The 13,145-nt window shown below is 61.1% G+C and carries 13 protein-coding genes; 9 read left to right on the plus strand and 4 right to left on the minus strand.

The annotated features are described in order from the left end of the window. Positions 1-69: 69 nt before the first annotated feature. Together ACWKV5_RS10250 and ACWKV5_RS10255 are read left to right on the plus strand one after the other, a co-directional pair. Positions 70-1,146: a contractile injection system protein, VgrG/Pvc8 family gene (locus ACWKV5_RS10250; protein WP_483841173.1), complete on the plus strand. Its 1,077-nt coding sequence runs from the start codon at positions 70-72 to the stop codon at positions 1,144-1,146. Next, the gene (locus tag ACWKV5_RS10255) at positions 1,143-1,967 is read left to right on the plus strand and encodes a DUF4123 domain-containing protein (protein ID WP_483841174.1); all 825 of its coding nucleotides are present in this window, start codon (positions 1,143-1,145) and stop codon (positions 1,965-1,967) included. Before ACWKV5_RS10250 ends, ACWKV5_RS10255 begins: the two co-directional genes overlap by 4 nt. Here ACWKV5_RS10255 and ACWKV5_RS10260 read toward each other — a convergent pair. Further along, positions 1,957-3,297 (minus strand): MATE family efflux transporter, encoded by a 1,341-nt coding sequence (locus tag ACWKV5_RS10260; RefSeq protein WP_483841175.1) that lies wholly within the window; start codon positions 3,295-3,297, stop codon positions 1,957-1,959. The genes ACWKV5_RS10255 and ACWKV5_RS10260 overlap by 11 nt on opposite strands. Before the next feature lie 64 nt (positions 3,298-3,361). Continuing rightward, on the minus strand, positions 3,362-3,655 hold the full coding sequence (locus tag ACWKV5_RS10265; protein ID WP_483841176.1) for a hypothetical protein: 294 nt from the start codon (positions 3,653-3,655) through the stop codon (positions 3,362-3,364). A 155-nt stretch (positions 3,656-3,810) separates the two neighbouring features. Between ACWKV5_RS10265 and ACWKV5_RS10270 the strand changes: the two genes are divergently transcribed. The 5 genes from ACWKV5_RS10270 to ACWKV5_RS10290 all read left to right on the plus strand — a co-directional run bounded on the left by ACWKV5_RS10270 (position 3,811) and on the right by ACWKV5_RS10290 (position 8,165). Beyond that, positions 3,811-4,113: a MazG-like family protein gene (locus ACWKV5_RS10270; protein ID WP_007947666.1), complete on the plus strand. Its 303-nt coding sequence runs from the start codon at positions 3,811-3,813 to the stop codon at positions 4,111-4,113. Further along, on the plus strand, positions 4,113-4,862 hold the full coding sequence (locus ACWKV5_RS10275; protein ID WP_483841177.1) for a methyltransferase domain-containing protein: 750 nt from the start codon (positions 4,113-4,115) through the stop codon (positions 4,860-4,862). Before ACWKV5_RS10270 ends, ACWKV5_RS10275 begins: the two co-directional genes overlap by 1 nt. Before the next feature lie 12 nt (positions 4,863-4,874). Further along, complete coding sequence (locus tag ACWKV5_RS10280; RefSeq protein WP_483841178.1) at positions 4,875-5,489, plus strand: DUF4136 domain-containing protein; 615 nt, start codon at positions 4,875-4,877, stop codon at positions 5,487-5,489. A 52-nt stretch (positions 5,490-5,541) separates the two neighbouring features. Next, entirely contained in the window at positions 5,542-6,108 is a 567-nt protein-coding gene (locus ACWKV5_RS10285; RefSeq protein WP_483841179.1) for a DUF4136 domain-containing protein, read from the plus strand. Positions 6,109-6,323: 215 nt separating this feature from the next. Then, entirely contained in the window at positions 6,324-8,165 is a 1,842-nt protein-coding gene (locus ACWKV5_RS10290) for a pilus assembly protein TadG-related protein (RefSeq protein WP_483841180.1), read from the plus strand. Here ACWKV5_RS10290 and ACWKV5_RS10295 read toward each other — a convergent pair. Together ACWKV5_RS10295 and ACWKV5_RS10300 are read right to left on the minus strand one after the other, a co-directional pair. Beyond that, entirely contained in the window at positions 8,135-10,903 is a 2,769-nt protein-coding gene (locus ACWKV5_RS10295; RefSeq protein ID WP_483841181.1) for a PAS domain-containing sensor histidine kinase, read from the minus strand. The genes ACWKV5_RS10290 and ACWKV5_RS10295 overlap by 31 nt on opposite strands. Continuing rightward, positions 10,900-11,340 (minus strand): TadE/TadG family type IV pilus assembly protein, encoded by a 441-nt coding sequence (locus ACWKV5_RS10300; RefSeq protein WP_483841182.1) that lies wholly within the window; start codon positions 11,338-11,340, stop codon positions 10,900-10,902. Before ACWKV5_RS10300 ends, ACWKV5_RS10295 begins: the two co-directional genes overlap by 4 nt. A 75-nt stretch (positions 11,341-11,415) precedes the next feature. Between ACWKV5_RS10300 and ACWKV5_RS10305 the strand changes: the two genes are divergently transcribed. After that, a complete protein-coding gene (locus ACWKV5_RS10305) occupies positions 11,416-11,886 on the plus strand; it encodes a prepilin peptidase (protein WP_483841183.1) in 471 nt (156 codons plus the stop codon). Between the two features lie 114 nt (positions 11,887-12,000). Continuing rightward, positions 12,001-12,780 (plus strand): response regulator, encoded by a 780-nt coding sequence (locus ACWKV5_RS10310; protein WP_483841190.1) that lies wholly within the window; start codon positions 12,001-12,003, stop codon positions 12,778-12,780. Positions 12,781-13,145 lie beyond the last annotated feature (365 nt).

Here is a 13,145-nt window from a genome sequence, read left to right on the forward strand (position 1 = left end):
GTTCAGCACTCTACTCGGCCAACTCTCTCGGAGAGAATCCCCAGCCGCCCCTCCTGTAGAGAATCGCCGATGTTCGATCCAGCCAACGAGCCGTCATTTCGTCTGGATGTTGAGGGCCTGCCCGATCCCTTTGCGGTCTTGGCCTTTACCGGCAGTGAAGCGATCAGCCAACCCTTTGAGTTCAACCTGGATCTGCTGATCGATGATCCGGCACTCGACCTGGCAAGCCTGTTGTACCGGCCGGCCTTTTTGCATGTCGGTCCGCCGGGAAACGGTTTTCACGGACAGTTGCATGAGCTTGTCCAGGCCGGGCAGGGCGCCACACCCAGGCGTTGTCGTGTGCGCCTGAGGCCGAAGCTGGCGTGTCTGGCCCAGCGGTTCAGCCAGCGTATTTTCAGCAACCGTTCGGTACCGGAGATTCTCGCCCAGGTGCTCAAGGAACATGGCATTGCGGGCAAGGATAGGCGTTTCGAGTTGACCGGCGATTACCCGCCTCGGGATTTCTGCACGCAGTATCAGGAATCGGACCTGCAATTTTTCCAGCGGCTGTGTGCGCAGGAACGCCTGCACTATCACTTCGAGCACCGCAGGCGTGGTCATTGTCTGGTGGTTGGTGACGGGCACGTTAAGGGCGGGGCAGAGCTGCCTCATGTGACGACCAATTCGGTCATGGGTCCGCGGATGCATAGCCTGCAACGGGCTTGGGTGGTTGAGGTCGATGAGCCTCGACCCGATGCAACCAGGCCTGTCGCGGTGCAATTTGACTGGCTCTATCAGGGCGAAGGCGCAGCCCCCAGCCACTGTTGGTTGTCGATGGCACCCGAATTGAGCAGCGCCCACACCATGCCGTTGAGAGAGGGGCTTGAAGTGCTGGTGAGCTTTATCGAAGGCGATCCCGATCAACCGCTTATCACCGGGTTTCTTTGCGCTCCGCCGGTCATCCAAGCGCCCGGCTCGGCCGATCCTCAGCCTGCACCGATGGCCGCTGACAATGTGTCGGTTGACGGATTGTTGCGCCTGTTGCAGTCCGGCGAACCGTTGGTGTTGCTGTGTCTGCTGCCCGGCGGGGGCAGTTTCGTACATTGCACACATGTCCTTTGTGCGTGCCGGGCAGCGACGCAGCTTGGCCAGAGCGGTACACCATGATTGCCGTCCAGGCTCCCGATCCAACCTCACAATGGCTGTTGCTCGATGCGCCGGGCGAACCCGGGGCCGCAGCGACGCGGCGCCGACAATTTGCCCCCGCTCGACAGTACGGGCTGTTTGACGACACCGAATGGCAGTCGTTACGGGATCACGGGCCGGTGCTGATTGATCTCAAGGGGTGCCCGGCACTGGCCGAACGTTGCCTGGGCGAGCCCCATCTCTGGAGCGGGTTGTGGCTGGTCAGTGAAGCATCGCCGTCGCAATTGCTCGAACATTTGCGACGCATGCTCACCGTCACCGTGGGCCTGCATCACCGCGCTTTGTTGAGTTACTACAACCCGTACACGGCCAGCTATTTTTTCGATGCGTGCGATGCCCGGGAACTGAGTCGCTGGCTCGGTCCGATCAGGCAGATACGCTGGTTCGGTGGAACCTGGGCTGATCGGGCCATCGGTTGTCAGGGCTGGCAGCAATTGTTCAATCCGGGGCTTGTGGTCAAACCGCTAGGGATTGAGGAAGACCTCAGCGCGCGTCAGCGGGACGCTTTGCAAACCTGCCTGCTGGAGCAGCATGCCTGGTGCTGGAGCCAATCCACCGGTCGTGACTACCCACGTCTATGGTCCCATCTGAAAGAAGGGCTGGCGCTGGGCTTCAGCGAGCGGCCGGTGCTCGATGGCTGGTTGTGGCTACGTTTGCAGCACCCTGGCGCAAAGCCTGAACTGCCTTTGTCCGGAGCCACCCAGCAGGCGCGTCTCGATAGCCTGCGCACCTTGTGGCAGAACGATCAACCCAACGAGGACCCTGACCCCATCATCCCGTGAACCAGCCGTCGTTCTTGCGCAAATACCAGGCGAACGCGCCGAGAGTCAGGCTGCGCAACACCATGAACAGCAGAAAGGTGATCCACAGTCCATGGTTGCCCAAGCCTTGCAGCAGCCAGGCGAAGGGCAGCAGCAGGACCACGGTCAGCAGCATGCCGTTGCGCATTTCCCGGGCGCGAGTGGCGCCGATGAACAACCCGTCGAGCAGGTAACTCCACACCGCAATCAGCGGCAACGCGGCGAGGTAGGGCAGGTAGATGAACGCGGTGTCGCGCACGCTCTGGATGTTCGTTTGCATCTCGATAAACAGATGCCCGGCGAACGCAAACAGCACGGCAAAACCCAGGCTCGCCAGCAATGACCAGCCGCAGGCGACCACCAGAGAACGCCGCAACGCCTCTCGATCACGGGCGCCGATGGCGTGCCCGCACAGGGCTTCCACGGCATGCGCCAATCCGTCCAGTGCGTGGGCCGTCAGCAGCAAGCCATTGAGCAGTAGCGCGTTGGCGGCAACAGTGGCATCACCGAGTCGCGCGCCCTGCACGGTGATCAGGAAAAACACCGATTGCAGCGCCAGGCTACGGATGAAGATGTCGCGATTGACCGCCAGCAATGGCCGCCAACTCTGCCACAGCGCCAACGCGGCCCAGACGATGTGACCGGGGTAGGCACGCAGGGCTTTGCGCGTCATCAGCAGGCCAATCAGTGCGCCGGTCCATTCGGCAATCACCGAGGCGCGGGCTGCGCCGACCACGCCCCATTCCAGCCCAAGGACGAACCACAGGTTCAGCGCGATGTTCACCAGGTTGGTGCTCAGCAGAATCGCCAGCGGCGCCCGGGCGTTCTGGGTGCCGAGGAACCAGCCGACCAGTGCATAACTGGCCAGCGCCGCTGGCAGTCCGAACAGCCGGGTGTGGAAAAACTCGCGGGTCAGTTGATCCAGCTCTGCCGACGGTTGCATGAAGTGCAGCGCGACGCCGCTCAAGGGAACGCCCACAGCACCGAGGACAATCGCCAGGCCCATCGCCAACAACAGGCCTTGCAGCAAAATCTGCCGCAACGCCGCACCATCCCCGCGTCCGGCCGCCTGCGCGGCGAAACCGGTGGAGCCCATACGCAGAAAGCCCATGGCCCAGGCCAGGAAGGTATACAAACTGGCCCCGACTGCGACGGCGCCCAACTGATGGGCGTGGGGCAGGTGGCCGATGACCGTACTGTCGACCAGTGCCACCAGCGGTACGGAAATGTTCGACAGAATCATCGGCGCAGCCAGCGCCCAGACCCGGCGATGGGTCGGGCGGTCACGCCAGTCGGCAATCAGGTTGGACATGCAGGCTCCTTGGCGAAGCCGGCATTGTAGCGGGAGGCTCGCTCCCACATTGGGATTTTGGGTGTTAGTGGATGATCCAGCTCAGCAGCCACAGCCCCAGCAGCAACCAGATAATCCCCATGATGATCGATGCATTCATGAACGCCCGAATCGCCGACCACAACAGCATCAACCCCAGGATCAGCGCAATGATGCTGATGATCGAAGTGTCCATCCCCAGCGTCCGGGACAACCCATCGACAAAGTTGCTGCCGGCGTGGCTCAACAGATTGAACAGGCCACTGAGGGCGTCAACGATAAAGCGGATGACCGAACCGAGCGCCTGGCCGAGCCATTCGAAAAAACCTTCTACCTGCATGTGGTTAACGTCCTGATGAAAGTGGTTGAGCCTTGGGCCATTGATCGCGGTGGCGAGTTCCCCACAAGCATAGAGGGTTGCATTGCACCTGTGGGAAAAGCGCCCTTGCCATCCCCGGCCATCCCCCCGAAGCTATACGCCTTCAGGAGAGCCCGATGAACCTTGTTGAACTGACCGAACGCCTGCACGCCATCCGTGACCGCAATGACTGGCGGCAATTTCACAGCCCGAAAAACCTGGCCATGGCCGCCAGCGTGGAAATGTCCGAGCTGGTGGAGATTTTCCAGTGGCTGACCGAAGACCAGTCGCGTCAGCTGCCGGCCGACAAACTCGCCCACGCCGGGCAGGAAGTCGGCGATATCGTGCTCTATTTATTGCTGCTGTGCAGCGAGTTGGGGCTGGACATGAATGAAGTCGTGCGCAGCAAACTCGCGGACAGTGAAAAGAGGTTCAGCTGATGAGCGATCGTCATTTCGATCAACTGGCGACACGCTTCGCCGAAAAAATCTACGGTGGGGCTAAAGGCGCGATTCGCCTGGCGGTGCTTCAGGCCGACCTGGCAGAAACGCTGCCGGACCGGCCGCTGCGTGTGCTCGATATCGGGGCCGGCCTGGGCCACATGTCGTTGTGGCTGGCCCAGCGCGGTCATGACGTCACGCTGGCCGAGCCGGCCGAGCCGATGCTCGAAGGCGCCCGCCAACGTTTCGCCGAGGCGGGGCAGAGCGCAACGTTCATTCAGGCGCCGTGGCAAGAGCTGCTCGGTCAGCTCACCGAACCCTACGACCTGGTGCTGTGCCATGCCGTGCTGGAATGGCTCGCCGAACCTCACGCGATCTTGCCGGTATTGCATCAATTGACGAAAAAAGACGGCTGGTTGTCCCTGGCCTTCTACAACCGCGATGCGTTGATTTACCGCAACCTGCTCAAGGGCCACTTTCGCAAGATGCGCAAGAACGACATGGCTGGCGAAAAGCAGAGCCTGACCCCGCAACAACCGCTCGACCCGCGTGAATTGGCGGCGCAACTTGAAGGCCTGTGGCAGGTCGAAAGCCAGAGTGGAGTGCGGGTTTTTCACGACTACATGCCGGTGGAATTCCAGGCCCGCGCCGAACTGGTGGACCTGCTCGAAATGGAACTGGCCCACCGTCGTCACCCGAGCTTTGCCGGGCTTGGGCGCTATTTGCACTGGATCTGTCGGCCGGTCTGATCGGAGCTCGAAATGAAAAGTCGTTCAGGGTTACTGGTGATCTGTCTCGGGCTGGCCGCCTGCCAAGGCAGCAACCCGTATGTGGCGTCGTCGAACCCGATTCCGCCGGCGCCGCCCGGCGCCGCCAAGGTGTTCGATCGCAGCGCCTACCCGGCGCCACCTCATGACTATGGGCGTTATCGCAGCTGGGCGTGGCTCGACGGGCGCCTCCCGCCGGGCACCACTTGGGCGGACCCGGCGCAGGTGGCCGAAGTGGTCAGCAATGCCCTCGATCAGCGCGGCTTGCGTCCGCTGCACGATAACCGTCCGGCCGACCTGTTTGTCAGTGCCAACCTGCACCAGGAAACCCGCTGGCGCCAGCAGCAGGACGATTACGGTTACTACGGCGCTGGTTATGGCGGTTACAACCACTATGGCAACGGTTACGGCATGTACGGCAGCGTGCCGATCGTGCGCACGTATCAGGAGCAAGTCCTGGTGGTGCAGGTGGATCTGTACGACGCCGGCACCGGTCAGCCCGTGTGGAGCGGCAGCGCCGAAACCGGCCAAAGCGGCAGCCAGAGCGAACAAGCCGATGCCCTGCGAAAGGCTGTAGAAAAGGCAATGTCGGCGTATCCTCCCAGTTAGCTTCTGTAGATAAGAAGCATTCCGCTGGTTTTGCCTCAACCGGAGAAAGAACATGTTCTGCCGTCTCGCTGTACTGGCCGTGGCCGCGCTGCTCAGTGCCTGCGCCGCCAACCAGGTCAATCATGACTTTGACGCCAGCCGCGATTTTGCCGCCTACCGCAGCTGGAGCTGGAAAGAACCCGCCCTGCAATACCGCCCGGATGATCCGCGGATCAAGAGTGACCTGACCGAACAACGCATCCGTGAATCGGTGACCGATCAGCTCGATCAGCGAGGCTTGCGTCCGGCCGCCACCGGCACCCGGGGCGATTTGAACGTACAGACTTATCTGATCGTCGAAGAGCGCCAGCAACAAGTCACCACCAGTTATGGCGGCGGTTATGGCAACCCCTGGAACGGTTACTGGGGCGCGCCGATGTACAACGAAACCCGCAACGTCAGCTACAAAGTGGCGACCATCCAGATCGACCTGCTCGACGGCAAGGACGGCAAACTGGTGTGGCGCGGCAGCGACGAACAATTGCTCAGCGGCTCGCCGAACCCGTCGGATCGCAGCACTGCGATCCACGAAACCGTGACGCGCATCCTCGCCAACTACCCACCCAAACTCGCTCACTAACACCACCTCACCCCTGTGGGAGCGAGCCTGCTCGCGAAGACGGACTGACATTCGACATAGATGTTGAATGTGCCGGCCTCTTCGCGAGCAGGCTCGCTCCCACAGGGTTTTTGTTGTCTGGGCTGGCGAGTTGCCAGCAGTCTGGTCAACCCTTGTCTACACTGCTCTTCACCAACGGAGAAAGCCCCGGCTGTGCACCGGCAAAGGAGTGCGCGATGTCTCCCCGCTTGCAGTTTCGTGGACCGGCCCGGCAACGGGGGGCGATTGGTTTGATGGCGGCGCTGACCCTGGCAATGGCGCTGGTGTTCTTGCTGGTGGTGGTCGACAGCGGTCGGCTCTACTTGGAAAAACGCAACCTGCAACGGGTCGCCGACATGGCCGCGCTGGAAGCCGCGACACGGGGCGGCGACTGCCTGGCCGGCGCCTCCGCCGTCACCTACGCCAGCGCCAGCGCCCAACGCAATGGTTTCGCCATCCCCAGCGCCGGCCGCACCCTGGCCGTTGCCTGCGGCGTGGTGAACGTGAACGCCGGCAATATTCGGGTGTTCGCGGCTGACCCGAGCAAAAGCGAGGCGATCCGGGTAATCGCCAGCCATGTGGTGCCGCAGAGTCTGGTCGGCGGCCTCGGCGCCATGTTCGGCGGCGCGCCTGCCAACTCGACCATTAACCTGAGTGCTACGGCAGTCGCAGGTGTTGCGGGGCCGCCCGTTGCCCAGTTGAGTATTCGCAGCACGCTGGTTGACGTGAATCTGTTGAACGGCTTTTTGTCCGGTCTGAGCGGTGCGCCTATCAACCTGACGATCGCGAATTGGAACGGTTTGGTCGCCGCCAATATCAACCTGCTCAAGTACATGGATCAACTCGCTATCGACCTGCATGTCACCGCAGGCGACTACACGCAACTGCTCGGTGCCGACGCCACCGTGGGTCAACTGCTGCGGGCCGCCGCGACGGTAGCCCAGGCCAATGGCGCGACGGCGGACGTGCAAACCGGTCTGAATGGCCTGGCCAGCACTGTCGTCAACCCGCTCAAAGTGCATTTGGGTGACATCCTGCAGTTGCAGACGGGCAGCACCGCGTCCGGTTTGAACGCTAACGTGAACGCCTTTCAACTGGTCCAGGCGTTTATCGAACTGGGCAACAGCAAGAGTGCGGTGACGGGTACGCTTCCGGTGAATCTGCTGGGGTTGGGCCTCGGGGCCACGGCAAATATCAAGGTGATCGAGCCGCCACAGTTATCCGTGGTCGGTAACCCGGCCTTGGCAAAACTGGCGCCGTTGGGGGCCAATCGAATCTATGTACGCACCGCGCAGGTCCGGGTATTGGTGAGCGTGGATTTGTCGCTGGCTACCAATCTGCTCGGCGTGGTGACGAGCACGTTGTCTGTTGTCACCGGGTTACTGGGACTCGATTTGTATGTATTGCCCGATCACAATCTGGACGTGAGTCTTGAAGCGGGTGGGGGCAGCAGTTACGTCACCGACTACACCTGCGTCAGCGAGACCAATAAAAGCCTGACCGCTTTCACCACCACCACCGTGGCTGAATTGCGGGTCGGACGCGTCAACTCCAATTGGGCATCTTCGGCCGGGCCTATGAGCGTCACGCCCTTCACCTTGCTCGATATCCGGCATGCCGGCGTGCCCTTTTCCGGCGGTGGCGCTGAACTCAGGATCGACAGCCCCGTCGTGCCGACCAGTGCCTCAACCACGTTCATCAACCCACCGAAAGTCGGGTTGGCCCCCTCCAATCCGCCTTACACCTTGACCGCCACCAACGCGATCGCCGGTTTGTCGCAGGCGATCAATCCCTTGCCATTGATTGTCCACACGCCATCATTCAGTCCCGGTTTTCTGTTACAGGCTGTCTTCGACTTGCTGAATTCACTGCTCACCAGCGTGCTGTCGCTATTGACGACAACGCTGAACTCGATCCTCAGCCCGCTACTGGACAACCTGCTCAACACCGTCCTGAAAACCCTCGGGATCGAGGTCGGGAAAATCCAGGTCGGCGCCAACCTCAGCTGTCACTCCGGCCGGGCGTCACTGGTGATCTGATCTGGCGGAGCAACCGGCAGTTCGATGCAAAACCGAGCGCCCTCCACCGAGTTGCGCACGCTCAGGCGTCCACCCATGTTCTCGACGATGCCGTAGCTCACCGACAACCCCAACCCGGTGCCGATGCCGACCGGTTTGGTGGTGAAGAACGGTTCGAAAATCTTCTCCATCAGCCGCGGATCGATGCCGCCGCCATTGTCCTCGACCCACAACCGCACCGACTGTTTATCCCGTTCGGCGTACACCGAAATCCACGGCTTGAACTCGCGGTCGGCCTCACGTTTGCTCAGCAGCGCGTCCCGGGCGTTGACCATCAGGTTGATCAACACCTGCTCCAGCTGATCGACGTAGCCGCGCACTTGCACGTCAAAACCGGTCTCGCTGACGCGTAATTCAACCCCTTTGCCGCGCATGCCTTCGCCCAGCAGCGACAGCGTGCCTTCGATGGCCTGCGCCGGGTTGAACGGATGTTGTTCGATTTCCGAACGGCGACCAAACACGCGCATGTGATCGACCACCCGCGCGGCGCGTTGGACCTGTGAATCGATGCGGTTGAGCTTGTCGGTCAGGTAGTCGATCTGCACCTCGCCGGTGCTCAGGCGCTTGAGCACGTTGACGATGGCCATGCGCATCACGTTCAGCGGCTGATTGATTTCGTGGGCCAGGCCGGTGGCCATTTCGCCGAGGGTGGCCATTTTGGCGCTCTGCGTGAGCTGCTGCTGCGAACGCCGGACTTCGGTGTTATCGCGCCCGACCGCCTGAATCTCCAGCAGGTGCCCTTGCTCATCGAACACCCCGCGATCCGACCAGACCCACCACGCATGCTCCCGGCCGGGCAGTTGCAGGTTGATTTCCGCGGTACTCACCGGGAATTCCGGGCTCAGTTGACTGAGCCGCTGCACGAACGCTTCGCGCTGTTCGTCCGACATCCATTGGCCCAGATTCACCCCGGGCAGTTGTTCGGGCTGGCATTCCAGATAAGTCGCCAACGGCCGGTTGCCGAAGGTCAGTGTCAGGTCCGGGCGATACCGGCAAATCATCGCTGGCGAGTCTTCGACCAGAATCCGGTAGCGCTCTTCGCTCTGTTTCACTTGTTCGGCGGCCAGGGTCGCTTCGGTGACGTCCAGCCACAAGCCGACGGCTTCCACCGGCAGGCCGAGGTCATCGCGCAGCAGTTTGGCTTCGTCGAGCAGCCAGTGGTAATCGCCGCGATGGTCGCGCATTCGATAACGGGCGCGCACCGAGCCTTCGCGCAGCAACTGCCGGGTGCGCTCGAAATACTGATCGCGGTCCTGCGGGTGAATACGTTCGATCAAGGCCCCGGCGCTGCAATCGGCGAGGGTCAGCCCGAGCAGCGGCAGCAGGCTGTCGCTGAAAAACGTCGGTTGCAACGCGCCTTCGACGTAACGCTGCACGTAAATCACCGCGGGTGAGCTGGCGATCAGATTGTCCAGCCGCGCATGGGCGGTGGCGGCGTTCTGTTGCTGATTCTTGATGTCGCTGATGTCGAGCATGAAGCCGACTAAACGCCGCTGTTTGCCGGCGCCCAGAGCCTGGCCTTGCAGGCGATACCAGATCGGCGCGTGTGTTGCATCGGGTCGGTGCAGGCGCACGCACAGCAGTAACGGAGTGCCGGCGTCCTGCAAATCCTGCAGGCGACTGCGCAGTTCTTCGCGGTCGGCGGGGTGGATGTGGTCGAGCCATTCGCTCAGCGGTAATTGCGTGCTCGTCAGGTTCAGCACACTGGCGAGCGACGGCGCCAATTGCACCTCGGCGCTGTCGCTGAACGCTTCCCACCAACCGGTGCCGAGCAATCCTTGCAGCGACTCCAGCCGCTCCAGTTGCAATTGATGGCGATGCTCGCGCAGGCGCTCCAGCAGCGGGCTGGCCAGTGCGGCGGTGAGTTGCAACCAGTCGCTGTCGTTCAGGTCCGGGGCACGTTGCTGCGCCGTATACACACCGCAGAGCAACCAGGCGACCACCCCGTGAGCGTCGTAATAGGGCACCGCCAAGCCGTCGGCGTGACCGAAGATGTCTTGCAGGCGCGGGTGCATGGAGGGCGTCAGGTGTTGTGCGACCGAACCGTTCAAGCTGTCGAGCCCGGTGCCCAGGCGCTGAGCGTTTTGCCACAGCTTCGGCGCATCGAGGGCGGCGAATTGCTGATGAATTTGCCAGCCCTGCGCCTGCTCATCGAGCAACGCCACCGCGATGCAGGGGATGTGAAAACGTTGCGCCAAGACCTGCAACTGATCCAGCAACACATCGGGCAGGCGCGCCAGGCTGCACAGGCGCAGCTGTTCGCTGATCTTCGCCGCGAGTAACTGGTTCTGTTCGCGGCTGCGAGATTGCCGGCGCTCGAGCAAGACGTCGCCGATGTCGAGCAACTGCAACAACCAGTTTTTTTCCAGGGACTGGACCCAGCCGCGCAGGTGCAGCGGTTGTCCGCTGACGGTGTAGAAGTCCAGGTCCAGAGTCTGTCCCTGCCAGTCTGCGGGCGCGCCTTCGACCACCAGACTGCTGTGAGGCATGAGGTAATCCACCAGCAGCGGGGACTGCGCGGCTGGAATCTGTTGGGCCAGCATATGCCGCAGCGGTCCCGTCTGATGAATCACCCGGCCTTCGGCATCCAGGTACAACTGCAGGCCGACACTCTGCACGCACAGGGTGTCGGGCATGGCCACAGGCTGTGGCGGTGGACGGTTCAGCAGACGGCCGAACAGTTTGTCCCCGGAGCTCAAAATTGCAGACTCGAACTGGCGCTGAGGGTCGCCGGCAGATTGGGCACCGAGCCGATCCCCGGCAGCACCAGAAACGGCACCACGCGGTTGAGCTTGCTGGTGGGGTAATTGATTTGCACCTTCAGCACCCCGGCGACAAAGCTGATGGTGGAATCGGTAGCGGCATTGAAGTTCAGCGCGGCGGGAATCCAGGCCAGTTGCCGGGTCAGTTCGGCCGCCGCGGTGGTTTGCACCAACGCCGCGTAACCGGGGGCGCTCGGGTCCACCGCCACGCTACGGCGCACGGCTTCGGCGGTCGACTGGTTGAACGATTGCATCAGCAACAGCGGCAAGCTGTAACTCACAATCCCATAGAACACGGCGAAAAAAAGTACGAACACCAAGGCGAACTCGATCGCAACGGCGCCTTTTTGCTTGCGGGGGAGGCTTGATTTCATGAGTGCGTCTACCCTGACTGTCACAGCGTGATATCAGCATAGAATCATTCAGCCATAACGGATGTTTTTTACCGAATGCAAAGCCTTGTTTTGTTGATCTGGCTGACGCTTTGCGCGGCGCAGGATGCCCGGGAAAAGCACATCGCCAACAGCCTGACCCTCGGCGCAGGTGCGTTGGCGCTGACCTGGTTGCTGTGGACCGATACCACCTGGCTGGGCGCCGAGGCCGCGCAGGGTGGTTGGGCGTTGTTGCTGGCGCTGGCCTTCACCTTGCCCGGTTATGCGTTGCGCCGCATGGGCGCGGGCGATGTAAAACTGATGGGCGCCTTGGGTCTCGCGACGGACGGTATGCACCTGCTGGGCAGCTTTATCGGTGCCGCATTGGCCAGTGTTTTATGGCTGTTGCTAGCGCCAAGAGTCTGGCTTCATTTGGGTCAAGGGCTTAGGACTCGTCTTCGATACCTGGAGCCGGGAGTGTCAAGGAAGCAGCCATTTGCGCCCTTTGTGTTGGTGGGGTTGTTGTTCACGTTCGCCTGGATTCACTAGCCGCCCGTTCTATGTACAGAGTCAGAAAGTGCGTCTACTTTCAAATCACTGGTTGTACAGCTTGGGGCTGTCAGTACAGGAGCGGTCAGCGTTGGCCTGAGCATGGAGTGGCGCGTGAATAAGTTTACGTCTGCGGTAAAAATCCTGGTGGTCGATGATCAGCCTTTGATCGTGGAGGAACTGTGCGAATTCCTCGAGAGCAAGGGCTATGGCTGTATTCCGTGTGAGTCCGGTCAGCAGGCGATCGAGCGCTTTGAGGAGGATCTGGATATCGGCCTGGTGCTGTGTGATTTGCAGATGCCTGGGCTGGACGGGATTGAGCTGGTTCAGGCGTTGCAGCGGTTGTCTGGCAAGCACCGGGCCTTTGAAGCAATCATGTTGACGGGGCGTGCGGACAAGCAGGATGTGATCAAGGCGCTGCGGGCCGGGTTTGCTGATTATTATCAGAAGCCGGTCGATCTGGCTGAGTTGCTTGAAGGGGTTCGGCGTCAGGAGGTGGCGTTGCATGAACGGCAGAAAAATCTGCAACTGGGGCATTTGAATCAGAAGCTGCAGTATCTGTCTGAGTCGATCGATGATTTGTATCAGGATCTGGATAAGGTTCGACGTGGGCCTCAGGCGGATGTTGGCGATGCTGAGGTCAGTGATGTGGATCGGGTGGAGATGCCGGCGATTTTCAATCAGTTGTCGCCTCGTCAGTTGGATGTGGCGCGGTTGGTGGGCAAGGGGCAGACCAATTATCAGATTGCCTGTGAGCTTGGGATTACCGAGAACACGGTGAAGCTGTATGTGTCGCAGGTGTTGCGTTTGACGCATATGCATAATCGGACGCAGTTGGCGTTGGCGTTGTCGCCCAGCAATTCGGGGATGCGCCAGCGGGTTACGGCTCACTGATGCACACGGTTCAACCTGTAGGAGTGAGCCTGCTCGCGATGGTGTCCTCACATCCAACCAGTTTTTTACTGATGTACTCCGTCCAAACTGTGGGAGCTGGCTTGCCTGCGATGGCGGCCTGACAGCCGACCAATCTCCATCAGATGTACCCAGATCAAACTGTGGGAGCGAGCTTGCTCGCGAAGGCGTCCTGATAGACGACCATTCTCTTTCTTGGTGTACATATCCATTCCTGCGGTAACGGCCGCTGGCGGTTTCGCCCTTACGGCGAGGCACTTTTTTCAAACGCCCTCCGTGTCAGGCTACCTGTCGCCCTTGTTGATTGACTCACTCATGCAAGAGGGCGAAGGTGTTTAGCAATGTCC

The sequence above is a fragment of the Pseudomonas oplopanacis genome, assembly GCF_057128725.1.